Source organism: Streptomyces formicae, assembly GCF_002556545.1.
Classification (GTDB): domain Bacteria; phylum Actinomycetota; class Actinomycetes; order Streptomycetales; family Streptomycetaceae; genus Streptomyces; species Streptomyces formicae_A.
Window position 1 is genome coordinate 2,761,396 of record NZ_CP022685.1, and the last position, 22,616, is coordinate 2,784,011.

Here is a 22,616-nt window from a genome sequence, read left to right on the forward strand (position 1 = left end):
TCAGCCGCGGGCGGCGAGGAATTCCTTGACGGTGGAGGCGATGTGGTCGAGCATCTCGTCGCTCAGGCCCGGGTAGACGCCGACCCAGAAGGTCCCGGACGTGACGATGTCGCTGTTGGTGAGCTCGCCGGAGATCCGGTGCGGCGTGTCGGCGTAGGCGGGGTGCCGGGTGAGGTTGCCCGCGAAGAGCCGACGGGTGCCGACTCCCCTGCTCTCCAGGTGGGCGATCAACTCCCGTGCGGTGAAGGGAGCTTCGGGCTCGACGGTGACGGCGAACCCGAACCAGCTGGGTTCGGCGCGCTCGGTGGCGCGCGGCAGGATCAGGTGCGGCGCCCCGTCCAGGCTCTGCCGCAGCCGCGTCCAGTTGCGTCTGCGGGCGGCCACGAAGGCGTCCAGCTTGGCGAGTTGGGACAGGCCGAGCGCTGCTTGGAGGTCGGTGGCCTTCAGGTTGTAGCCCACGTGGGAGAAGATGTACTTGTGGTCGTAGCCCGGGGGCAGGGTGCCCATCCGCTGGCCGAACCGCTTCAGGCAGCGGTCGTTCTCGCCCGGCTCGCACCAGCAGTCCCTGCCCCAGTCGCGCAGTGACTCCACGATCCTGGCGAGCGCCAGGTCCGAGGTGAGGACGCAGCCGCCCTCCCCCATCGCCAGGTGGTGTGCCGGGTAGAAGCTGACGGTGGACAGCGCGCCGAAGGTGCCGGTGAGCCGCCCGTCGTAACGGGCCCCGACCGCGTCGCAGTTGTCCTCCACCAGGTGGAGTCCGTGCGCGTCGGCGAGGTCGGCGATCTCCGCGGCCTCGAAGGGGTTGCCGAGCGCGTGGGCGATGACGACGGCGCGGGTGCGCGGTCCGATGGCACGGGCGACCCGGTCGGCCGTGGTGTTGTACGTACCGAGCTCGATATCGACGAAGACCGGCACGAGGCCGTTCTGGAGGATCGGGTTGACCGTCGTGGGGAACCCGGCCGCGACGGTGATCACCTCGTCGCCGGGGCGAAGCCGCCGCTCGCCGAGCTGCGGCGAGGTCAGCGCGCTCACCGCCAGCAGGTTGGCGGAGGAACCCGAGTTGGTCAGGTGGGCCTTGCGGCGTTCCATCTTCCGCGCGAACAGCGACTCGAAGCGGCGCGACGCGGGACCCGCGGCGATCCGCAGGTCGAGGGCGGCCTCGACCAGGGCGGCGCGGTCATCGGCGTCGAGCACCGCGCCGGACGGCCAGACCTCGCTGACGCCCGCGTCGAAGGGCTCCGCCGCGCCGTCGACGGCCTCCTGGTAGTCGCGTACGGCGTCGAGGACGCGCTGTCTGGCGAGCTCCGCGTTCATCGTGCGCCCGCCGGGTCGAGGACGTCGCCCGCCCGGTGCCGGGCCCGGTACCAGTCGATGGTCTCGGCGAGGCCGCGCTCGAAGGGGACGCGGGGGCGGTAGCCGAGGCCGCGGAGCTTGCCGTCGTCGACGCAGTAGCGGCGGTCGTGGGCCTTGCGGTCCTCGACGCGGCGCACCGCGCTCCAGTCGGCGCCGCACGCGTCGAGGAGCATGCCGGTGAGCGCGCGGTTGGTGAGCTGGGTGCCGCCGCCGACGTTGTAGACCTCGCCGGGCGCGCCGCGCTCGATGACGAGCCGGATCGCCCGGCAGTGGTCGCTGACGTGCAGCCAGTCGCGGACGTTCTCGCCGTCCCCGTACAGCGGCACGGACCCGCCGTCGAGCAGCGTCGTCACGAAGTGCGGGATGAGCTTCTCGGGGTGCTGGCGCGAGCCGTAGTTGTTGCTGCACCGGGTGATGCGGACGTCGAGGCCGTGGGTGCGCGCGTAAGAGAGGGCCAGCAGGTCGGCGGCGGCCTTGGACGCGGCGTACGGCGAGTTCGGGTCGGGCGGCGACTGCTCGGTCCAGGCGCCCTGGTCGATCGAGCCGTACACCTCGTCGGTGGACACGTGCAGGAAGGTGCCCGCCCCCGCGGCGCGCGCCGCCTCCAGGAGGGTGTGGGTGCCCAGGACGTTGCTGCGGACGAACGCGCCGGAGTCGGCGATCGACCGGTCGACGTGGGTCTCCGCGGCGAAGTTCACGATCACCGTGCCGGGACCGATCAGGCGGGCCACGAGCGCGGCGTCGGTGATGTCGCCGTGCACGAACCGCAGCCGCGGGTCGGCGTCGAGCGCGGCGATGCGGGCCCGGTCGCCCGCGTAGGTCAGCGCGTCGAGGACGGTCACCTGGGCGTCGGCGGGCGATCCCGGGCCGAGCAGGTCGTGGACGAAGTGCGAGCCGATGAATCCGGCGGCGCCGGTGACGAGGTAGCGAACGGTCATGACGTGATGTGCACCTTGCTGTGATCACCCAGCATGAAGCGGTGGGCTGCGGGGCGGCGTGGAGCGGGGGCCACTTCGACGTGGCAGCCGATGAGCGAGGCGTCGATGCGACGCACACCGGTGATCGAGGAGTCGTTCAGGACGATGGAGAACTCGATCTCGCTGTCCTGGATGCGGCAGTTCTCCGCGATGGAGGTCGAGGGCCCCACGTAGGAGTCGACGACGGAGGTCCCCGCGCCGATCAGAGCGGGTCCCACGATGCGCGAGCCGCGCACCTCGGCGCCGGGACCGATCCGTACCCGGCCGATGAGTTCGCTGTCGGCGCTGACCAGCCCCTCGACGCACGGCTCCAGTTGTTCGAGCACCTGCCGGTTGGCCTCCAGCATGTCGGCGGCGCTGCCGGTGTCCTTCCAGTAGCCGCTGATCATGGCGGGACGGACGTCCCTGGTCTCGTCGATCAGCCACTGGATGGCGTCGGTGATCTCCAGCTCGCCGCGCTCGGAGGGCGAGATGGCCCGTACGGCGCGGTGGATGAGGGGCGTGAAGAGGTAGACGCCGACGACGGCGAGATCGCTCTTGGGCCGCTCCGGCTTCTCCTCGAGGCCGGTGACCCGGCCCGTCTCCGAGAGCGTCACGACGCCGTACGCGCTGGGGTCGGCCACCCGGGTCAGCAGGATCTGCGCGTCGGGCCGCTCGGCGCGGAAGCCGTCCACGAGGGAGGTGATGCCGCCGAGGATGAAGTTGTCCCCGAGGTACATGAGGAAGTCGTCGTCACCGAGGAAGTCCCTGGCGATGAGCACCGCGTGCGCGAGGCCGAGCGGGCTCTCCTGCGGCAGGTAGGTCACGTCGAGGCCGAAGGCGGAGCCGTCGCCGACGGCCCGCTCGATCTCCGCGGCGGTGTCGCCGACGACGATGCCGACCTCCTTGATCCCGGCGTCCGCGATGGCTTCGAGGCCGTAGTGGAGCACGGGCTTGTTGGCGATGGGCACCAGTTGTTTGGCGGAGGTGTGGGTGATGGGCCGCAGCCGCGTCCCCGCGCCTCCCGCCAGCACGAGCGCTTTCACGACTCTCCTTCCGTACGGGCGGTCGCCGCGGACACGGCGGATGGGGCCGACACGGCTGATACGGCTGATACGGCCTGTACGAGGGGCAGTTGACGCTCGACGAGGTCCGCGGCCCGCGCCGGGCCCCCCGCCGCGCGGATGTGCTCGCGCAGGGCGCGGGCGCGCTCGCGCGCGGTGGGGTCGGCGAGCAGCCGGGCGACGGCGTCCCTGAGCGCGGCGGGGTCGAGCGCGTCGCGGTGCAGCGGGAGCGCGACGCCCAGTGCGGCGAGGCGGTCCGCGTTGGCCCGCTGCTCCCCCATCTGCGGGACGGTGACCATGGGGACGGCACTGCTCAGCGCCTCCAGGACGCTGCCCATGCCCGCGTGCGTGACGAACGCGTCGGCGTGCCGCAGGACCGCCTGCTGGGGCAGGTGGGCGTGTGCCTCGATGTGCGGCGGGAGCGGGCCGAGCCCGGCCGGGTCCTGCGCGCCGACGGCCATCACCACATGCCAGTCGGTGTCGCGCAGGGCGTCGACGCAGGCGCGGAAGAAGCCGGGCCTTCCGCTCTGCACGGTGCCGAGCGACACGAGGACGACGGGGCGGCCGTCGCCGGGCGGTGTCCAGTCGCCGTCGAGGGTGCGGGGCGCGGCGCAGGGGCCGACGAAGTGGTGACTGTCGTCGAAGGTGTCTCCCGCGGGCTGGAGGGCGCGCGGCAGGAACACCAGGGTGGGGGTGCGCGGCCCGGCCTCGTCCGCGTTCCCGCCCGCGCCCGCTCCGAAGAAGTCCCGGGCCGCGCCCAGCGCGTCGAGCTCCGCGAAGAGCGCGCCCATCTCCCCGAAGACGGCGGCGAGTTCGGGGTCGGTGGGGTCGAACGAGGCGTATCCCGCCGAGGCCAGCGACCAGTGCTCGTTGACGGCGAGCGTCGGCACGCAGCGGATCGCGGGCACGTCGAGCGCGTCGGCGACGACGCGTCCCGCCCAGCCGAGCACCCCGTCGTAGAGCATCAGCTCCGGCGGGTCGGCGCGGAACGCGTCGAGCAGCGGGGGCACGATCGCGCGGGTCTCGCGGGTCAGCCCGCGCAGGTTGTGGACGTAGTCGACGGTGGTGAGCCGGTCGGGGTCCGCGGTCGCGGCGAGCGTGGCCCTGGGGTCGGTGAGCGTGGTGTCGTACGGCACCAGGCGGGCGCCCGCGCGCTCGATCTCCGCCCCGTACGCGGCGGGCACCGCGTAGCTCACCCGGTGTCCTCGGGCGACGAGTTCGGCCACCAGGCCCTGGGTCACGTTGACGTGCCCGAAGCCGGGGATGTTGAAGAAGCCGATGTGTGCCATGACGTGCTCCGTTCAGTACCGCGGGGTGTGGAAGGCGCGCACCGCGAGCGGCCCGAAGACCGCGAGCAGGACCGCGCACCAGCCGAGCGCGGCGGCGACGGGGTGGGCGCTGGGCCAGGCGGCGTCGGGCGGCACGGCCATGGGGTCGCCGAAGAGCCTCCTGGTGGCGGAGACGATCGTGCTCACCGGGTTCCACTCGGCGACCAGGCGCAGCGCGGGCGTCATCCCGTCGGCGGGCACGAAGATGTTGGAGACCATGGTGAGCGGGAACGTCAGCATGCCGATGAGGTCGGTGACCGCGCGCGAGCGCACCACGAGGCCCAGCCAGATGCCCAGCCAGCTGAAGGCGTAGCGGGCGAGGACGAGCAGCAGGAAGGCCCCGGTGATCCCGGCCGCCGAGCCGCCCGGGCGCCAGCCGACGAGGAGCCCGCAGCCCGCCATGACGAGCAGGCTGATCGCGCCGCCGATGATCTCGGCGAGCGACTGCCCGACGGGCACGCCCGCGCGGCTCATCGGCAGCGAGTGGAAGCGGTCGATGACGCCCTTCTCCTTGTCCTCGACCACGACGCCCGCGCTCGCGGACACGCCGAAGACGGTCATCTGCGCGAGCATGCCGGGCAGCAGGAAGTCGACGTACGAACTCCCATCGGGAGAGCGCATGTTGCTGCCGAGCACGTACACGAAGAGCACGGTGAAGATGAGGGGCAGGAGCAGCGCCATGAGAGCGCGCTCGGGGGCGCTGCGCAGATGGATCAGATAGCGCCGGGTGATGGTCGCGGCATCGCCCGCGCACCAGCGCAGCCGGACGTACCAGGGTTCGTCGGGGCTGATGGCGAGGGGCACCCCGGCGAGCGGGGGGCGCGGCCTTGCGGTGGCCGGGGTGTCGACGGCGGTGGGGTTCACCGTGCTGCCTCCTGGGTGCGGCGTGCGTCGCCGAGGAGCCTGAGGAAGACCTCGTCGAGGGTGGGGCGGCGCAGCGCGAGGTCCTCGACCTCGATGCCCGTGGCGGCCAGTTCCCGCAGGGCGGCGGCGAGTACGACGGTGCCGTGGGCCTCGCCCGTGCCCGCGGCGACGGTCACCCTGCGGAGTTCGGCCCTGACCTCGGCCCGCCGCCCGCCACCCGCGCGCTCCAACACCTCTGCGGCCAGATCGAGTTGACGCGCGTCGCGGACCGTCAGGTCGATGTGCTCGGTACCGAGCGACGCCTTCAGCTCGTCGGGCGAACCCTCGGCGATGACGCGGCCGCCCGACCCTTCGGGGTTGGCGAGCACGGCGATGCGGTCGGCGAGGTGGTCGGCCTCCTCCAGGTACTGCGTGGTGAGCAGCACGGTGGTGCCACCGCGCACCAACTCCCGCACGCTGTCCCAGAGTTCGCCACGACTTTCCGGGTCGAGTCCTGTGGTCGGCTCGTCGAGGAAGACCACGGCGGGCGACACGATCAGGCTGACGGCGAGGTCGAGCCTGCGCCGCATGCCGCCCGAGTAGGTGCGCACGGGGCGCAGGGCCGCGTCGCCGAGCCCGAAGCGTTCCAGGAGTTCGGTGGCGCGCCCGCGCACGGCGGCGCCGCGCATCCGGTACATCCTGGCGAACATCTCCAGGTTGTCGCGGCCGCTGAGGAGTTCGTCGACCGACGCGTACTGCCCGGTGAGCCCGATGCGGCAGCGCACGGCGGCGGCCTCGGTGACCACGTCGTGCCCCGCGACGCGCGCGCTGCCCGCGTCGGGCCGCGCGAGGGTGGCCAGGATGCGCACCAGCGTCGTCTTGCCCACGCCGTTGGGGCCGAGCAGACCGCAGACGGTGCCGGGCGCGACGCTCAGGTCGACGCCGCCGAGGGCGGGCGTCGCGCCGAACCGCTTGTGCAGGTCGTGTACGTCGATCATGCCGCCGCTCCGGGGGCTTCGGTGAGCCGCACCGGCAGCGTGAGCAGCCCGCGCATGTCGCCGACGGGCCGCCAGTGCTGCGGCTGGCCGGGATCCGCGAGGGCGAGGTCCGGATAGCGGGTGAGCAGGGCGCCGAGCGCCGTACGCACCTGGAGCCTGGCCAGCGGGGCGCCCAGGCAGAAGTGGATGCCGTGGCCGAACGACAGGTGCGGCGCGCGCTCCCTGGTGATGTCGAGCCGCCCCGGCTCCGGGCAGACGTCCGGGTCGCGGTTGGCGGCGGCGAGCGAGACGCTGACGATGGCACCGGCCGGGATGACGGCGCCCGCCACCTCGACGTCCTCGCGGGCCACGCGCAGGGTCGTCCGCGCCAACGAGGTCTCGTAGCGCAGGAGTTCCTCGACGGCGCCCGGCAGCAGCTCCGGCTCGGCCCGCAGCCCGGCGAGCTGGTCGGGGTGGCGCAGCAGCGCGTCGACCGCGTTGCCGAGCATGCCGGTGGTCGTCTCGTGCCCGGCCACCAGCAACAGGACGAGCAGGCTGACGAGTTCCTCGTCGGAGAGCCGGTCCTCCTGGTGGTGCGCCGCGATCAGCGCGCTCAGCAGATCGGGCTGCTCCTCGGGCGCCCGCTCCACGCGCACGCCGGGCCGCCGCGCGCCGACCAGCGAGCCGAACCAGAGGCCGAGCCGCCGGGTCCGCTCGCCGGGACCGCCGCCCGCCGCCCCCGAGACGGTGAGCATCCGCGTGGCCCAGCCGATCAGGGCGGCCCTGCTGCGGTGCGGCACGCCGATGAGCTCGCTGATGACGAGGACGGGGAGGGGGAAGGCGAGGGCGGCCATGAGGTCGACGGGGGCGGACTCCGTGCCGGGTACGTGGAGTCGGTCCATCTCGTCGAGGAGCTGGTGGGTAATCTCCTCGACGCGGGGCCCGAGTTCGGCGACGCGGCGCGGGGTGAACGCGCCGGAGACGAGCGCGCGGAGCCGGGTGTGGTCCGGCGGATCGCTGTTGACCAGGGGAAGGAAGAAGCTGCCGGGGCCCTGATCCGGGTACCCCGCCTCGCTCAGGGCGCGCGCCGCGCGCCTCGGCTCCTTGGAGAACCGGGCGTCGAGCAGCACGGCCTTGGCATCGGCGTGCCGGGTGACCAGCCAGTATTCGAGTCCGTGCGGGTTGCGGACCAGGCGGGGGCCCGGGCCGTCCTCGCGTACGCGCTCGTAGTAGCCGTGTTGGTCGCCGAAGAAGGCGGGGTGGTCGATCGGGGCGGCAACGGTCATCGCCCGGCTCCGGTCCCGGCCCCGGCAGCCCCCACGGGCTCGGCACCCCCGACGGACTCGGCACCTCCGGCGGGCTCGGCGGCGAGCAGCGACTCGATCACGTCGACCGCCGCGCCCGCGCCGCCCGACCGCTCGACGCGCTCGCGCAGCGCCCCGGCGCGCTCCGCGAACCCCGCGTCGTCCAGCACCGAACGCGCGGCGGCCCGCAGGGATGCGGCCGACACGTCGTTCCGGTGAAGGAGCACGCCCGCGCCCAGCTCCACCACCCGGTCCGCGTTCGCCCGCTGCTCCGCCATCTGCGGCACCGTCACCATCGGCACACCGAACGACAGCGCCTCCATCACGCTCCCCATCCCCGCGTGCGTCACGAACAGATCCGCCTCGCGCAGCACTTGGAGCTGGGGCACGTGCCGCCGCACCTCCACGTGCGCGGGCACCCCCACCAGACGGTCCACGTCCACCTGATCGCCCACCGCCATCACCACGTCCCACTCCGCGTCGGCGAAGGCGTCCACGCACCGCTGGTAGAAGGAGAGGTCCCCGTTGTGGATGGTCCCCAACGAGACGAGTACGAGGGGGCGTTGGGCATCCGGTCGGCCCGCGCGATGCCAGCCGCCCTCGGACGCGCGCCGGGCCAGGCAGGGGCCCACGAAGTGGAAGTCGTCACCGAAGGTCTCGGCCCGGTACTGGAAGTCCCGGGGCACGAACACCAGGGCGGGCCCCTTGTCGCTGCCGGACATCAGCTGCTGCGGCTGGAGCCGCACGCCGACGCGGGCGAGCAGTTTGGCGATGCCCCGGTAGATCCGCACGATCTCGGGGTCCGACACGTCGACGTCCGTGTGGTGCTCCGCCAGCGACCACTCCTCGCCCGCGGCGAACGTGGTCCGGTACGGCAGGGCGGGGATGCCCCGGCGCGCGGCGACGATCCTGGCGCCCCAGCCCGACGGGTCGTCGTACACGATCAGGTCGGGGCGGTCCTCGGCGCAGAACCGGTCCAACGGGCCCAGTACGGCGAGGGTTTCGCGCAGCAGGTCGTGCAACACCCTGACCAGGTCGTCGCTGCCGAAGCGCTCCGCGCGGTCGGCGGGGTCGTCCTTGGCGGGGAGCCCGTCCATCGTCGACTCGTACGGGACGAGCCGCGCGCCCGCCTCCTCGACGGCCCCGGCGAACCGCTCCGTCACGGCGAAGCTCACGCGGTGGCCGCGTGCGACCAGTTCCTCGACGACGCCGAGGGTGGGATTCACGTGCCCGCTGCCGGGCAGCGAGAAGAAGGCTATGTGCGCGCCGCGCCCCTCGCCGCTCATCGTCCGGCTCCGGCCTGCGCGGTCTCGGAAGCGGAAGCGGAAGCGGCTTCGGCTCCAGCTTCGGCTCCGGCCTGCACGGTTCCGGAAGCGGCCGCTTCCGCCTCGCCCGCAGACCCGGCCCCCGCTGCGAGCAGCGACTCGATCACGTCGGCCGCCTCTGCCGCGCCGCCCGACCGCTCGATGTGCCCGCGCATCACCCCGGCCCGCTCCGCGAACCCCGGGTCGCCCATCACCGACTCCGCCGCGTGCCGCAGCGACTCGGCCGACACGTCGTTGCGGTGGAGCAGCACGCCCGCGCCCAGCTCCACCACCCGGTCCGCGTTCGCCCGCTGCTCCGCCATCTGCGGCACCGTCACCATCGGCACACCGAACGACAGCGCCTCCATCACGCTCCCCATCCCCGCGTGCGTCACGAACAGATCCGCCTCGCGCAGCACCCGCAGCAGCGGCACGTGCCGCCGTACCTCCACGTGCTCGGGCACCCCCACCAGACGGTCCACGTCCACCTGGCCGCCCACCGCCATCACCACGTCCCACTCCGCGTCGGCGAAGGCGTCCACGCAGCCCTGGAAGAACGCCACGTCGTCGTTGTGGATCGTGCCCAACGACACCATGACCAGGGGCCGTTCGCCGTCACCGTCACCGCGGCGGCGCCAGTCGCCGTCGAGCTTCCGCTCGTTCCAGCCGGGCCCCACGAAGTGGAAGTCGTCGGCGAACGTCTCGGCCCGGTACTGGAACTCCTTGGGTATGAACACCACGGCAGGGCCACGGTCGTTGGACGCGAAGAACTCCTGCGTGGAGAGGCCCGCGCCGAGCCGCTCCAGCATCACGCCGATGTCGCGGTACAGCTCGTTCAGTCCGGCGTGCTCGCCGTCGAACGACGCGTACTCGCCGTCGCTCGCCAGGGACCAGTGCTCGTTCGTCGCGAGCGTCGGAATGCTGCGGAGCGAGGGAATGCCCCAGCTCTCCGCGAGCAGCCGCCCCGTCCAGCCGGACAGGCCGTCGTAGACAAGGAGGTCGGGCCGGTCGTCGGCGAAGGCGCGGTCGAGGGCCGGATGCAGGGCCTCGGTCTCCTGGAGCAGACCGCGCAGCACCTGGACGAAGTCGCCGGTCGTGAAGCGGTCGTTGTCCTCCAGCTTGGTCATGGTGGCCCGGAAGCGCTTCATCGTCGTCTCGTACGGCACGAGCGTGGCGCCCGCCTTCGCGACCTCGGCGCCCTGTTGTGCCGTCACGGCATAGCTGACGCGGTGTCCTCGCGCCACGAGTTCCTCGACGATTCCCACGGTCGGATTGACATGACCGGCCCCAGGAATGTTGAAGAAGGCGATATGGGACATCGTTCCACCTGCTATCTCCGGACGGACAGTGCTCGCACCCACACTTGCGGGGAATTCAGAACCGCACCGTAGCAAAGGAATTATCCGTACTGGTAGGTGGTTCGAGCCCTCGTACCCGTCATGTTCCGCGCCCCACCCAGGGGTTGAGATCCGCACCTCCCACCTGAGTAGGAGATCCGGCCGCGACTCCCACAGGAACGGGGTCCCAGAAACCAGGTGAGCGGCTGAAGAATTCACTATTCGGCGCGGACATCATGAGGTCGGCCGCTCGCATGACGCGGCGGCCCCGGAGAGCTGTCCCGCTCCCCGGTCTTCTCATCGCACAGTGAAGGAGACAGTCGTGCCGATCGCTGACCTGCTCGCCGATGACCTGCTCGACGTGGACGCCCTGACCGAGGACGAGCTCCTCAAGGACGACACGGACAACAACGAGGCGCAGGCCATCCTCTGCTCCTGCTGCTGCTCGTGGTGCGGCTGCTGACGCAGGTCCACTCGCGTGTGCCGCCCGGGTCCCCCCGGGCGGCATTCGCCCCTCCCTCCCACCATCCGGAGTACGTCATGCCACGTGAAGAAGACTGGGGAATGCCTGGCACCCAGGCACCTCCGACAGGAATTGAGAGACTCCTTCTCGTCGGCACCGGATCTTCGAATGCGAGTTTCCTGCCGCTCTGGGTCAACTGGTTTCAGGTGAGTTACCCGAAGACCGAATTGCGGATTGTCCTCACCCGGTCCGCACAGCGCTTCGTCACGCGCGAGGGACTTTCCGTACTCACCAATCGTGTCGTATTCGAGGACGCCTGGTCCGAGGAGCCGCAGGCGCGGAAACTCCATGTGGAACTGGCAAACTGGCCCGACGCCGTCGCGGTGTATCCCGCGGGAATGCACTTCATCGCGCGCCTCGCCCTCGGCCTCGCCGACACCCCGGCGGTGATGGCCCTCCAGTGCACCGAGGCGCCCATCGCGCTCGCGGCCGCGCTGCCGCCCGGCGGCTGGGAGAGCGCCGCCATGCGCGGCCACCGCGCCGCGCTCGCCGAGCGCTCCAACGTGACGCTCGTCCCGCCCGTCACCGGCCTGAGCATGACCACCGGCAAGCGCGACGGCAACCAGCCGGTGCCGCTGCCGCGCCTCATCGGGAGCCTGGAAGAGCTGCGCGTACGGATGTCGAAGCCGGACGGCGAGGCGACGGAGACGCACGCCGGACCTGCCGGACCTGCCGGAGCGCCCGGAACCACCGGCCCCACCAGTCCCGACAGCCCCGCCGACCCCGCCGATCCTCTGGAGAGCAGTGGCCGGGTCTAGCCGTACGGCGCACGTGGCGGTCTGTACCGCCGCCGCGCACAGCCACATCAGTCCGCTCCTGGGCGTGGTGGCGGAGTTGACGCGCCGCGGACACCGGGTCAGCTACGTGACCACGGAGGAGTTCGCCCCGCTCGTGCGCTCCGCCGGGGCCACGCCCGTCCTCCTCCGCTCCTCGCTGCCCACCGACCCGGCCGACTGGCCGCGCGAGGTGCACCGCCTCCCCCTCCTCTACCTCGACGACGCCCGCGCCACGCTCCCCGCCCTGGCCCGGAGCCTCGATGAGGACCGTCCCGACCTCGTCCTCACCGAGGACCCGGCGGGCGCGGGCAGCGTCCTCGCCGCGAAGTGGCACATCCCCGTGACGCAGGTGTGGACGTACACCGCGTCACCCACGCACTGGTCGCTCGCCGAGCCCGGCACTCCCGGGGCCAACCCGGTGGCCGGGGAGTTCCTCGCCGTGCTCGACGCGTTCCTCACCGAGCACGGTGTGCGCGGTGGCGCGCGCGCCCATCTGTCCGCCCGGCTCGCGGGCGGCCTCGTCCTGACACCGAGGCTGTTCCAGCCGGGCGGCGCCGAGCTTGGACCGGAGTTCACCTTCGCGGGCCCGGCGCTCGCCCCCCTCACCGCGTCGGCAGGGGACGCCTGGACGCCTCCCCCTGCGGACGGCCGCCCGCTCGCCCTGGTGACACTCGGCTCCATCGACACCGCCCACCCGGAGTTCTTCACGACCGTGGCCGAGGGGTTCGCCGGTTCGGAGTGGCGCGTGGTGCTCGCTGTCGGCGACCGGATCGACCCGGCGGAACTCGGACCGCTGCCGGACGGCGTGACGGCACACGCCTGGGTCCCGCAGCGGGCGGTGCTCGACCACGCGTCGCTCGCCGTCCACCACGGCGGGATGGCCACGGTGATGGAGTGTCTCTACCACGGGGTGACCTCGCTGGTCGTGCCCCGCCTGCGCGAACAGGCGGGCAACGCGCGGCGGTTGATGGAGCTCGGCCTGGGCGGAGCCCTCCCGTTGCGCGCGGTCTCCCCCGATTCCGTACGCGCCGCGGTGCGGCGGCTGCACTCCTCCGAGGACGTGCGGGCGCGCGTCGGCGCGGTGCGCGAGGAGATCCGGGGCTTCGGCGGAGCGGGAGCCGCGGCCGACGCGGTGGAACAGGGGCTCGCGGCGTCATGAAGGCGGAAGTGACCGGCGTGGAAGGTACGGGCGTGACCGGCGCGAAAGTCACGGGCGTGACCTGCGTGGAAGTGATCGGCGGCGGCTTCGTCGCCCGGCAGGCGGGCCGCCACTTCGCCGCCAGGACATCGGCCCCGACCGCGACGCTGGTGGCGGCCGGGGTCTCGGACACCGCGGAGACCTCACAGGAGTGCTTCGGTCGCGAGGAGCGGTTGATCCGTCGTACGGCACAGCGGTGCCGCGAACACGACAGGACCCTGGTGTTCCTCTCCTCCGCCGCGGGCGGCCTGTACGGCAGGGAGGGCGAGGGCCGCGAGGACGGCTCACCCGCGCCGTTCTCCGCGTACGGCAGGCACAAGCTCGCCATGGAACGGGTCGTCGCCGACTCGGGCGCCCGCTGGCTGACGCTGCGGCTCAGCCACCTCGTCGGCACCCAGCAGAACGCCAAGCAACTGGTGCCCTCGCTGGTGCGCCAGATCAGGTCGGGCGAGGTCGCCGTGCACCGCGGCGCCTCCCGCGACCTCCTCGACGTACGCCATTTCCTCGTCGTACTCGACCGGTTGCTCGCCCTCGGCGTGCACGGCCGCGTCGTCAACGTGGCGTCCGGCACCCCCGTACCCGCCGAACGCCTGGTGGCCGGGGTCGAGGAACGGCTCGGCCGCAGGGCGCGCCGGCGCTTCCACGACGTGCCGCCCGAGACGCTGCGGGTCTCCACCCGCCTGATGTGCTCACTCGTCCCCGAGGCACGGGAGTTCGGCCTGGGCCCCGACTACCCCGACGGACTCCTCGACCGCTACATCGGCGCCGGAGCGCCGGACGAGGGGAAGACTCACCCAACCGAGCCGAGCGGAGGAGGGACCGCATGACGCCCACACGGCAGTTCATGGAAGCAGCACCGCACACGACGTCCGACGCGACACCCCGGCCCACCGCCCTGCGCCCACGCGGTGACGCCTGCCTCGCCGACCGCCTGGCCCGCTCCGTCCTCGCCCGCGAGGGCTCAGGATCGGGCGTGCGTACGACGCGGGTGCCCGACCTCCTCGCCGCGCGGGCCCGCACCGGCGGCTACCTCGTGGACCGGGTCCCGCTGGACGCGCTGTCCGGCTGGTCGTTCACCCCCGGCACGGGCAACCTCGCGCACGACAGCGGCCGCTTCTTCTCCGTGGAGGGACTGCGCGCCGAGGTCGGCGGTTCCGCGCCGCACGGCTGGCAGCAGCCGATCATCCACCAGCCCGAGGTGGGCATCCTGGGCCTGCTCGCCCGGGAGTTCGACGGGGTGCTGCACTTCCTGATGCAGGCGAAGATGGAGCCGGGCAACGCGGGCCTGGTGCAGCTCTCCCCGACGGTCCAGGCCACCCGGAGCAACTACACCAAGGTGCACAGGGGCCGCGACGTCGCCTACCTGGACCACTTCGTCGGCCCCGCGCGCGGCCGCGTCCTCACCGACGTGCTCCAGTCGGAACACGGCTCGTGGTTCTTCCACAAGACCAACCGCAACATGGTGGTCGAGACGGACCGGGACGTCCCGGTCCGCGACGGATACCTCTGGCTCACCCTGGGCCAGCTCGGCGAACTCCTGCGCCACGACGACGTCGTCAACATGGACTCCCGCTCGGTGCTCGCCTGCCTCCCCTTCGCCCCGGAGTCCGCGTCGGCCCTGCGCTCCGACGCGGAGGTCAGGTCCTGGTTCACCGAGGAACGGTCGCTGCGCGACGTGCGGGCGGAGCTGACCCCGCTGTCCTCGGTCACCGGCTGGCACCGCGACCGCTGGTCCATCGCCCACGAACAGGGCCGCTACTTCGAGGTGGTGGGCGTCTCCGTACGCGCGCAGGGCCGCGAGGTCCCCCAGTGGACCCAGCCCCTGTTCCGCCCGCTCGGCACGGGCGTCACGGCCTTCGTCACCCGGCGCTTCGGCGGCGTACGCCACGTCCTGGCCCACGCGCGCAGGGAGGGCGGCTTCCTCGACACGGTGGAACTGGGCCCCACGGTCCAGTGCACCCCCGCCAACCACGCGCACCTGCCCCCGGACCGGCAGCCCCCGTTCCTGACGTCCGTCCTTCAGGCGCCACCCTCCTCGGTCCTCTTCGACACGGTCCTCTCCGAGGAGGGCGGCAGGTTCCTGCGCGCCCGCAGCCGCTACCTGATCGTGGAGGCGGACGAGTCCACGGCCCCCACGACACCACCACCGGACTTCGCCTGGCTCACTCCGGGCCAGCTCAACTCCCTCACCCAGCACGGCCATTACGTGAACGTGCAGGCCCGCTCCCTGCTGGCCTCCCTCCTGACGACGGAGATCCCCCGCTCGCCCGCGTAACATCGAGCACCCCCACACTCCCCCCAATCCGGGCGAAAGGCGCGAACCCCATGGGCGAACTCCTCGCAGGACTCTTCCGCGTCACCCTGGAGGCCCTCGCCTACCTGGCCCCGGTCGGCCCCGTCCAGAACCGCCTGAGGAAACGCCGCCTGGCCCGCCTGGCCCAGGGCAAGGACGTCCGCGTCCCGGCGGACCTCAAGGACGCGGAACTCACGGAGAACACCTGGGAGAACGGCCACTTGTTGCTGGGCGGCAAACCCTCCGGGCCCTCCGGCCCCACCGGCCCCGTCTTCTGGCAACCCCGCAAGGGCAACCACAACGCCGTCCCCTTCACCGTCCCCGCCCTGGAGATGACCTCGGCCGACAGCGCGACGGTGGCCTTCCGCTCCCCCACGGGCCGCACGGAACTCCGCGTACACGCGGACGAGGCACCGGCGGTGCTCAAAGCGCTAGGGGCGGACGGAGCGCCCGACGCCTGACCCGCCCGAAGTCAGCGCCCCGCACGCCGATACCGGTCGTACCGCCCCAACACATGAACCACCCGCCACCCGGCCGCCCCGAGCCCCAACACCCCGGCGACCACCTGGAACCCCTTGTCGACACCGGCCGACAGGTCCCAGACCAGGGCGGGCACGAGGACGACGAAGAACACCCCACCCGCGACGAACGCCGCACTGATCAACGCGAACATGATCTCGACGGTCATCGCGTCCTTCTCCCAGCGCGACTCGCGACCCTTGTCCATGGGGCGAGTCTCGCACGGGGGCGCGGGGCCCTGAAGGGTAAGGAGTGGAGCGGCAGACGAGTCGGGCTGTACGCCGGGTATTCCTGACGCACCTTTCTGACCTGCGGCTTCGCAGATCGGATCGGCTGTGACCTGCTAGGTCGGGTTGCAGAGGCGACCGGAGGCAGTCAGAGGAAACCGCTCTGATTCGACCCCGATTCGAACCGAGCTGCTCGGAGCCGATCAGAGGCAATCGCCCTCTGTTTTGGTCCGAGTCGGCCCAGGTCAGAAGGCGTTGATCAGGCTGTGGACCCGCTGACGCACTCGGAATCGATCTCGGTCGAGCCGCGATGGGGACGCCTGCCTCCAGCACCGGAGCCAGACATACGAATGCCTCCAGGATGGCCATCCTGGAGGCATCGCTGGCACCGATTGGAGGTCGGTACCGGACACCACCCGTGGTTTTAGCGGGCCTGGGTGGCGTCTCTGTCCTTGCGGGACGGCTCCACAGTGCCATACAGCACCTACCAGACAGGTTCTCTCCGACGGCCATTTCACCCAGGCGAGCGACTGGGTCTTCACCAGCTGCCTACGGCTGCAGCCGATCTCATCCTGCTCGGGGATCTCACCGGCCGCTACGCGGCGGGCAGTTACAGCAAGCTCGCCTCCGACGGCCAGAGCGTGTCCCTGCGCGATAGCCGTCAGGGCGTGGCCGAGCACGGGCACCGGATCACGTGGGCCATCGCCTGCCATGTCGCTCGCGTCGGCGGCACCGTCGACCAGCTGACGCAGCTCTTGCTGCACCCCGATCACGAAGGCGGGCGGCACGCCCAAAGCATCGCGCTGCGCTCTGGGCAATCACGTGCCCTGGTGTACATCGGCCGGGTGTGGGCCAGTGCCTCGGCTGCGGTCAGCAGTACGACGGTGCTGGAATCGCGGCACCACTCGTACGAGGTGCTTGCCGCGCTGCGCGACCGCATCGAGACGACGCCCTGGCGTGGGGAACGTGGGCGGACCGCACTGCGGGTCCTGCGGGCGCATCTGAACTTCGCCGAGATCGCGGGCAGTCCCCTGCACCACGCCAGCGAGCGGCAGACCGCGGAGGAAGCGGGGATATCCCGCACCACCCTCCGGGTCGTCTACGAGACCGTCCTCAAACCACGGGGCTGGCTGCGGCGTCTGCGCATCGGCCACGGCCGCGAGGGCTCCACCTGGTATCTCGCCGAGGGCAGCCCCGACCGCCACAGCATCCCCGTAGCGCAATCTCGTTTCCGAACCACTCAGTACCCCCCCCCGACCTGGCACTTGAGGAGTGGCCCACCTCTGAGACGGGCACGACGGCCGACCTCGACTCCACCGTCATCGGCCGGCTGATGGGCCACGACGCCTTCGCCCACCGCGGTCTCGGCAGCGCCGCACTGGTGATCATCGGTGCACTGCACGCCCGTGCGGCGCAGACGGTCGCCGAGCTTGTCGGCTCGTCCTCCGTCTCCCGCGCCACCCTCTACCGCACCTTGCGGCGCCTGGCCGACCACGGCCTTGTCCACCCCACAGCGGTGAGACCTGGACCCTGGCACCTCATGCTCTGGAGGGCTTCGGTGGGCACCCTCCGGAGGCTGCGGCCGAAGAGATCGCCGAGCTGGCTCGGGGATGGGGCGCAGTCGCGGCGCGGCACGGGACCGCGGGCGTCGCATCCCGGCGCAAGGCGGTACACGCCGCCGAACGCGCGGCGCACCAACGGGCGCTGGAGCGGCTGTCGGAACACCGCAGCAAGGCCGTGGTGATCGTCCGCGACGGGCGCCAGGTCGTGGTTCCCACGCCACGCCCCGACGAGATTCCCACCGCGTGGCACGCCCCGGACGGCTGCGTCCTCGATCCGGTCACCGGCCGCGCCGCTCCCGACTGGCGGATCGCCACCGATGGACGACTGATCCTCATCACCCCCGCCGACCAGCGCAGTTACGACGAGCTGGCCGCCCATGCCGAAGCCCGCAGCGAATGGGAGTCCGCAGCGTGAACTCACCCCCTCCACCCACGGCCGATCACGACGATCAGGTCACCGCGCAAGCACTGCCCCGGCCAACCTGGTTGTCGAGCGGTACCCGTTCGACGACATCGCCGAGTACATCCGTGCCAAGCGCGCCGAGTTCGGCGCGATCGTGGTCGACGCCGGCGGCGGCAGCGCCCGCATCTTCCACGAGGCTGTTACCGAAGCGAACCTGCTGCTCGTGCCGGTCGCCCCCACCAAGATCGAGCGCCGCAAGCTGGTGGCTACCTTCGACGAGGCCGAACGCGCCGCCGCCCGCAACCCCCACGGCGTCACCGCCCACGTGGTCATGGTCAAGGCCGACGACCGCACCAGCCTGCCCGGCCGGGCCAAGGGCCAGCTGCTGGAGCCCGCCGAGTGCGAGGGCATCGGCCCGGACCGCGACGAGCCGTTCCCGCTCGCCGAGACCACCATCCACTCCTGGGTGCACTACATGGAGGCCTTCGGCGAGATCCCCACCGAACTGAGCGAGTACGCCAACCTGATGAAGGAACTCACCGCATGAGCGAGAAGAACGACAGGCCGAAGCCGCCCGCCCGCCGCACCGGCGGGCGCGCCCTGGGCGGAGCCCAGAAGACCACCCCGCCGCCCCCTCCGCCAGCCGCCGAGCTCACGCCGGAACAGTTCGCCGCCGAACAGGCCGAGGCCCAGGGCGAAGGGCATCCGGCCGTCGATGAGGCCGAGGCCCAGCGGCCTTCCACGGCCCCCGTGGAGACCGGGGCGCAGGGTAAGCCGACCGTCGATGCCGTACCGAGCGCCCCCGTGCAGGCACCGACCGCCCAGCGGGATCACCCGGCCGCAGGTGTGCCCACCATGCAGTCTGCTCACTCTGGGCATTCGACGCATGGGCACGGGCAGTTCGCGGCTCATTCTGCCGTGCCCGCAGCGCCTGCGGCTCAGTCCACACAGCTGATCGAGCAGGTTCCGCAGGCCGGTCTGTCTCACGCCATCCCCACGACAGCTGGGGTGCCACCGACCGCCGAGGTTGCCGTGCGGCACGCCGTTTCTCCGGTCCCAGGCGGTACGGCCTTCCCGGTGAGGAGCGATGTTCCGGTATCTCACCAGGAGCAGAACGCGCGATCGGAGGCAGCACCCAGCGAGGGAGCCCCGTGGGCTCAGGGACCCGGCTGCCCCAAGGACATTCCCAACACAGCTGCCGTTCTCAACCAGCGCATCATCACGCGCGAGAGCCTGGACTCCTCCGTGCCGACCGCGCTGAAGCTGAAGAAGCGCATCAAGCGCTTCGCGCTGGACAACGAACTCGACCACCTGCCCATCGGCGACATCGTCTCGGTCGCCCTGGACGAATGGCTCACCGCCCGCGGCTTCTGACACGCCGTACGGCACACGGGGTGGCCGCCACTTCGCTGAGTGCGCGGCCGCTCCTTCCCGCCGACTATCCCGATAGGCCACTAGGCGGCTAACTAGCCGCCTAGTCAGACCGACCGGAGGAACCTCCGTGCCCGATCTCTCCCACCACGCCCGTCGCCTGCGTGACATAGCCGACGCGCTCGGAGCCCAGTCCAAACCCACCGACGATCCGCTCACCCCACATGCTGAGACCGCGGCGGTCATCGCCGACCGTCACATCAAACGCGGACAGCTCAACTACGCCGTCCCCGACATCCTCCAGCTCCAGCGACGCATCCGCCGCTACAACGCCGACCATGGCACGCCACACGGCGATATCGTCGCCATAGCCCTCGACATCTGGCTCCGCGCCAAGGGCTACCCACCGGACCTCACCCCGTTCAAACCACAGGCTCCATAAACCGTCTGCCTGCCCGACCCCTCAACTGCCCTGGAATTTCTCGCCCCGTAGTCCTCTGTGCTGTGCAGGCCACCGAGGACCGGCGAGATCGATTGGGGTTCTACCCCCGTGTCTCGCTGGTAGCCGCCAGGAGTCACAAAGTGGCGGCAATGACGAAAGCACGATCTTCGATCGTTCGGCACTCCGTTGCCGAGCGTTCGCGACTACGAGCACGTCAACGAGCAAGAGAAACGGTTGGCTCGTCATCCTCGATGTGTGGTGAGGTTGCACCGTGGGTTCTCGAACGAAGCGTCATGAGGCACGCAAAAAGCGGAAGCGTCACGCTGGTGCGGTGTCACCAGTTTTCGACCCGCACGCGAAGGTAATCATTGACTCCTGGGCCTCCCTCATGGCGCTCATGGGGAAGTTCCATGCGGGCGACGATCCTGCCGTAGCTGTCGGTGAAACAGTCGACGAAGCAGTCGACGAGTTCGCCTCGAAGGTACGACGCTTCGACCCGATACGGCTCATCGAGGTGGCTCGTCTGGCGTTCTTGCCATTGGTCCCCGCAGGAATGATGCCGGTCACCGCGGATTCCAGTGCCGCGCCACTCGAACTACTCGCGTTGACCGCTCTCGTGCCTCCGCAGGAGGCGGCAGATGTCACAGCCTCCCCCCAGGGTCCGGTCGCGGAGCAGGAGATGAGCCACTTCGTATCGACGGCGCGGGAGGAGATCGACAAGCTTCTCCACTTGGCTCAGCTGCGCTCTTTCGCCGCTGCGGATCCGACCGACAAGCTCGCTCTGGTGTCATTGCTCGTCCAAGGGGGCGAGGTGTGGATGCGAAATTCGTCCTACCCGGAGATGGTCGAGACGACCAACCGCGCGCTCTTGGACGGTGACCCGGAAGTGCGGGCGGCTCTTGTCGCCGAGCTCGGCTTCGACGCGTCTGACGCCCTAGCGGTTCTCGACGCGTGCCATGACCTCCAGGTGGTGAGCATGAACCATCGCATAGACGCGATGCGTGACTCTGTGTCTGAAGCGATGGCGTCCGCTGAGACCGGGCGAGCTGACGATGGGGTCATGGACCTCGCACGGTCCAGCCTCATGACGATGTTCGAGCCTGAAGCCGTCGAGGCCACTGTGGCCATCGAAGACGTCGTCAGACATACCAGCATCGCTGAGGACAAGGTCAAAGCAGTCATCGAGCGGTTCCGACTGGATCTGGCAGGAGCGACGCCTGCAGAAGTCGTCAACGCGTTCACCGCCGGCCAGAATCCGCTGCGGACCCGACCGCTCATCGTCACCACTGACGAACGCCTGATGCTGCCCCACCCAGGGCTCCATGTCTTCGCCGTCCGCGAGAATCTGGAAGAGCATCTCAAGACCTCGGCGGCATGGAACAAGTACGCGAAGCACCGTGGAGACCTCCTCGAAGTCCGCACCCGAGACGCCCTGGGTCGCGTGTTGCCCGGAGCCCGCTACCGGGACGGGTTCGAGTACTACGTGCCCGCGAACGCCACGGAGGCGGCAAACGCTGACCCGGCGAAGTACACCAAGCGCGTCGAGGGCGACCACCTCGTCCTGATCGACGACGTCGCCATTGTCATCGAAGACAAAGCCGTCGCGTTCAGTGCACTGTCCCGTGGCGGCAAGAAGACACGGATCCGCAATGATCTGACCGGCATCGTCACGAAAGCCGCCGAGCAAGCTGGTCGGATCCGGGACGGAATCGAGCAGGACGGAGGCCTGCGCATTGAGGACGAGGGGTGGGTAGACCTCAGTCACATCCGCGAGATCCACACGATCGCAGTCAGCCTCGATGACATCTCGCCCGTGCTCACTGCCACCGCGGAGCTGGTGCGGGCGGAGCTGCTCAGCGCCGACAACATCCCATGGACAGTGTCACTGCACGACCTTGAGCTGATCACAGAACTCGTCGACCGACCCTCTGAGTTCCTGCTCTACCTACGGCGACGTCGCAACCCGAACGTCACGCTCATGTTCAGCGCACCGGACGAGCTGGACCTGTTCCTGCACTTCTTCGAGGCGGGCCTTTGGGTTGAGCCTGACCCGGCACAGGTGCGCACCGCGTTCCCGTTCATCCCCGAGCCGTCGCCAGCCGAGTTGCGCCGCTACCGCTCACAGAAGCCGGCCATCGTGACGAGCCGCACCGACGCTCTCGACCAGTGGTTCCACACTAGGCATGAGGCGGGTCCCGAAGCCGCATCCGCCCTCAAACCACACATGGCCGCGACCCCAACCGCGTCCCTCGTCGATGAACTACAAGAGCGCAACGTCACGGGCTGGCTGAGCATCGGGACCACACTCCTGTCCGGTGCCCACACCGCTCAGCACAAGTTCGCTCGCTACGGCGCCGAGCTCCTCAACAACCCCTCGCCGAACGGCCAAGGCCGCAGTATCACCGTCCCCATCACGGCCAGTGCCGACCCCGCCGAAGGATGGCTCTTCGTCTGGGCTACTCGCCCTGCCGGAGAAGAACCTGCCGCTGCCAAGCAGCGGGTCATGGACTATGTGCGTGCGAAGAAGCACCAGCTCAATCTCCCGCGAGGCGTTGTCTTCCTGTACGACGAACCGACCGGCGACCTCCGGGACATCCTCTACGACGGGCACATCGGACCGCTCGACACTTCCGTCACCGCGACAGTGAGGACATTGCGGCCCGCCTCGGACTTGCAGCGAACGATCCATCCCAACGCCAAGCACCCGGCGCGCAACACGGGCAAAACCAAGTCCAAGCAGAAAAGACCGAAGCGGAAGCGGTAGCCCTCCGGCCCTCAACCGAACGCCGTACCTGAAGTAGCCGCAAGCATCACGCAGGGCGCGATCGTGATCCTT

22 protein-coding genes are annotated in these 22,616 nt (G+C 70.8%); 12 read left to right on the top strand and 10 right to left on the bottom strand.

Annotated features, from left to right (window positions below):
* The 9 genes from rfbH to KY5_RS11685 are packed head-to-tail and all read right to left on the bottom strand — an operon-like array spanning position 1 to position 10,448.
* Positions 1-1,314, bottom strand: a complete 1,314-nt coding sequence (rfbH, locus tag KY5_RS11645; RefSeq protein WP_098242172.1) for a lipopolysaccharide biosynthesis protein RfbH — start codon at positions 1,312-1,314, stop codon at positions 1-3.
* Positions 1,311-2,291 carry a dTDP-glucose 4,6-dehydratase gene (gene rfbB / locus KY5_RS11650; RefSeq protein WP_098242173.1) on the bottom strand — a complete coding sequence of 327 codons (981 nt, stop codon included), beginning with the start codon at positions 2,289-2,291 and terminating at the stop codon, positions 1,311-1,313. The genes rfbH and rfbB overlap by 4 nt, the downstream gene beginning before the upstream one ends.
* The gene (locus KY5_RS11655; protein ID WP_098242174.1) at positions 2,288-3,355 is read right to left on the bottom strand and encodes a glucose-1-phosphate thymidylyltransferase; all 1,068 of its coding nucleotides are present in this window, start codon (positions 3,353-3,355) and stop codon (positions 2,288-2,290) included. The genes rfbB and KY5_RS11655 overlap by 4 nt, the downstream gene beginning before the upstream one ends.
* Positions 3,352-4,662 (bottom strand): macrolide family glycosyltransferase, encoded by a 1,311-nt coding sequence (locus KY5_RS11660; protein WP_098242175.1) that lies wholly within the window; start codon positions 4,660-4,662, stop codon positions 3,352-3,354. Before KY5_RS11660 ends, KY5_RS11655 begins: the two co-directional genes overlap by 4 nt.
* Positions 4,663-4,674: 12 nt before the next feature.
* On the bottom strand, positions 4,675-5,565 hold the full coding sequence (locus tag KY5_RS11665) for an ABC transporter permease (RefSeq protein WP_098242176.1): 891 nt from the start codon (positions 5,563-5,565) through the stop codon (positions 4,675-4,677).
* Positions 5,562-6,542 (bottom strand): ATP-binding cassette domain-containing protein, encoded by a 981-nt coding sequence (locus KY5_RS11670; protein WP_098242177.1) that lies wholly within the window; start codon positions 6,540-6,542, stop codon positions 5,562-5,564. Before KY5_RS11670 ends, KY5_RS11665 begins: the two co-directional genes overlap by 4 nt.
* Positions 6,539-7,807: a cytochrome P450 family protein gene (locus KY5_RS11675; RefSeq protein ID WP_098242178.1), complete on the bottom strand. Its 1,269-nt coding sequence runs from the start codon at positions 7,805-7,807 to the stop codon at positions 6,539-6,541. The genes KY5_RS11670 and KY5_RS11675 overlap by 4 nt, the downstream gene beginning before the upstream one ends.
* Positions 7,804-9,111: a macrolide family glycosyltransferase gene (locus KY5_RS11680; protein WP_098242179.1), complete on the bottom strand. Its 1,308-nt coding sequence runs from the start codon at positions 9,109-9,111 to the stop codon at positions 7,804-7,806. Before KY5_RS11680 ends, KY5_RS11675 begins: the two co-directional genes overlap by 4 nt.
* Positions 9,108-10,448, bottom strand: coding sequence for a macrolide family glycosyltransferase (locus KY5_RS11685; protein ID WP_098242180.1), 1,341 nt, complete (start codon positions 10,446-10,448; stop codon positions 9,108-9,110). Before KY5_RS11685 ends, KY5_RS11680 begins: the two co-directional genes overlap by 4 nt.
* A 340-nt stretch (positions 10,449-10,788) precedes the next feature.
* On the opposite strand from KY5_RS11685, the gene KY5_RS41730 reads away from it, so the two are divergent.
* From KY5_RS41730 to KY5_RS11710, 6 genes are all read left to right on the top strand, one after another.
* A complete protein-coding gene (locus KY5_RS41730; protein ID WP_157877745.1) occupies positions 10,789-10,929 on the top strand; it encodes a hypothetical protein in 141 nt (46 codons plus the stop codon).
* 101 nt (positions 10,930-11,030) lie between these two features.
* On the top strand, positions 11,031-11,747 hold the full coding sequence (locus KY5_RS11690) for a flavoprotein (protein WP_234362692.1): 717 nt from the start codon (positions 11,031-11,033) through the stop codon (positions 11,745-11,747).
* Positions 11,734-12,924: a macrolide family glycosyltransferase gene (locus KY5_RS11695; RefSeq protein WP_159072511.1), complete on the top strand. Its 1,191-nt coding sequence runs from the start codon at positions 11,734-11,736 to the stop codon at positions 12,922-12,924. Before KY5_RS11690 ends, KY5_RS11695 begins: the two co-directional genes overlap by 14 nt.
* A 32-nt stretch (positions 12,925-12,956) precedes the next feature.
* Positions 12,957-13,790: an NAD-dependent epimerase/dehydratase family protein gene (locus tag KY5_RS11700; protein WP_159072512.1), complete on the top strand. Its 834-nt coding sequence runs from the start codon at positions 12,957-12,959 to the stop codon at positions 13,788-13,790.
* Positions 13,787-15,238, top strand: a complete 1,452-nt coding sequence (locus tag KY5_RS11705) for an NDP-hexose 2,3-dehydratase family protein (protein ID WP_234362693.1) — start codon at positions 13,787-13,789, stop codon at positions 15,236-15,238. The genes KY5_RS11700 and KY5_RS11705 overlap by 4 nt, the downstream gene beginning before the upstream one ends.
* 50 nt (positions 15,239-15,288) lie before the next feature.
* On the top strand, positions 15,289-15,717 hold the full coding sequence (locus KY5_RS11710; protein WP_098242183.1) for a hypothetical protein: 429 nt from the start codon (positions 15,289-15,291) through the stop codon (positions 15,715-15,717).
* 11 nt (positions 15,718-15,728) lie between these two features.
* On the opposite strand, the gene KY5_RS11715 is transcribed toward KY5_RS11710, so the two are convergent.
* Entirely contained in the window at positions 15,729-15,983 is a 255-nt protein-coding gene (locus KY5_RS11715; protein WP_098242184.1) for a DUF6332 family protein, read from the bottom strand.
* 489 nt (positions 15,984-16,472) lie between these two features.
* On the opposite strand from KY5_RS11715, the gene KY5_RS42495 reads away from it, so the two are divergent.
* The 6 genes from KY5_RS42495 (at position 16,473) to KY5_RS11735 (ending at position 22,544) form a co-directional block, all read left to right on the top strand.
* The gene (locus KY5_RS42495) at positions 16,473-17,336 is read left to right on the top strand and encodes a hypothetical protein (protein WP_234362694.1); all 864 of its coding nucleotides are present in this window, start codon (positions 16,473-16,475) and stop codon (positions 17,334-17,336) included.
* A 406-nt stretch (positions 17,337-17,742) separates the two neighbouring features.
* On the top strand, positions 17,743-17,979 hold the full coding sequence (locus tag KY5_RS42500; protein WP_234362695.1) for a hypothetical protein: 237 nt from the start codon (positions 17,743-17,745) through the stop codon (positions 17,977-17,979).
* A complete protein-coding gene (locus KY5_RS11725; RefSeq protein WP_234362696.1) occupies positions 17,942-18,514 on the top strand; it encodes a ParA family protein in 573 nt (190 codons plus the stop codon). The genes KY5_RS42500 and KY5_RS11725 overlap by 38 nt, the downstream gene beginning before the upstream one ends.
* Positions 18,511-19,341 carry a hypothetical protein gene (locus KY5_RS41735; protein WP_159072513.1) on the top strand — a complete coding sequence of 277 codons (831 nt, stop codon included), beginning with the start codon at positions 18,511-18,513 and terminating at the stop codon, positions 19,339-19,341. Before KY5_RS11725 ends, KY5_RS41735 begins: the two co-directional genes overlap by 4 nt.
* Positions 19,342-19,468: 127 nt before the next feature.
* Positions 19,469-19,780 carry a hypothetical protein gene (locus KY5_RS11730; RefSeq protein ID WP_098242185.1) on the top strand — a complete coding sequence of 104 codons (312 nt, stop codon included), beginning with the start codon at positions 19,469-19,471 and terminating at the stop codon, positions 19,778-19,780.
* Positions 19,781-20,111: 331 nt separating this feature from the next.
* Entirely contained in the window at positions 20,112-22,544 is a 2,433-nt protein-coding gene (locus tag KY5_RS11735) for a preprotein translocase subunit SecA (RefSeq protein ID WP_234362697.1), read from the top strand.
* The last annotated feature ends 72 nt before the right edge of the window (positions 22,545-22,616 follow it).

Excerpts from the sequence above, each read along its gene's own strand:
- rfbH (WP_098242172.1), bottom strand. The coding sequence starts at position 1,314 with ATGAACGCGGAGCTCGCCAGACAGCGCGTCCTCGACGCCGTACGCGAC.
- rfbB (WP_098242173.1), bottom strand. The coding sequence starts at position 2,291 with ATGACCGTTCGCTACCTCGTCACCGGCGCCGCCGGATTCATCGGCTCG.
- KY5_RS11660 (WP_098242175.1), bottom strand. The coding sequence starts at position 4,662 with ATGGCACACATCGGCTTCTTCAACATCCCCGGCTTCGGGCACGTCAAC.
- KY5_RS11670 (WP_098242177.1), bottom strand. The coding sequence starts at position 6,542 with ATGATCGACGTACACGACCTGCACAAGCGGTTCGGCGCGACGCCCGCC.
- KY5_RS11675 (WP_098242178.1), bottom strand. The coding sequence starts at position 7,807 with ATGACCGTTGCCGCCCCGATCGACCACCCCGCCTTCTTCGGCGACCAA.
- KY5_RS11680 (WP_098242179.1), bottom strand. The coding sequence starts at position 9,111 with ATGAGCGGCGAGGGGCGCGGCGCGCACATAGCCTTCTTCTCGCTGCCC.
- KY5_RS11685 (WP_098242180.1), bottom strand. The coding sequence starts at position 10,448 with ATGTCCCATATCGCCTTCTTCAACATTCCTGGGGCCGGTCATGTCAAT.
- KY5_RS11690 (WP_234362692.1), top strand. The coding sequence starts at position 11,031 with ATGCCTGGCACCCAGGCACCTCCGACAGGAATTGAGAGACTCCTTCTC.
- KY5_RS11705 (WP_234362693.1), top strand. The coding sequence starts at position 13,787 with ATGACGCCCACACGGCAGTTCATGGAAGCAGCACCGCACACGACGTCC.
- KY5_RS11710 (WP_098242183.1), top strand. The coding sequence starts at position 15,289 with ATGGGCGAACTCCTCGCAGGACTCTTCCGCGTCACCCTGGAGGCCCTC.
- KY5_RS11715 (WP_098242184.1), bottom strand. The coding sequence starts at position 15,983 with ATGGACAAGGGTCGCGAGTCGCGCTGGGAGAAGGACGCGATGACCGTC.
- KY5_RS11725 (WP_234362696.1), top strand. The coding sequence starts at position 17,942 with ATGCCGAAGCCCGCAGCGAATGGGAGTCCGCAGCGTGAACTCACCCCC.
- KY5_RS41735 (WP_159072513.1), top strand. The coding sequence starts at position 18,511 with ATGAGCGAGAAGAACGACAGGCCGAAGCCGCCCGCCCGCCGCACCGGC.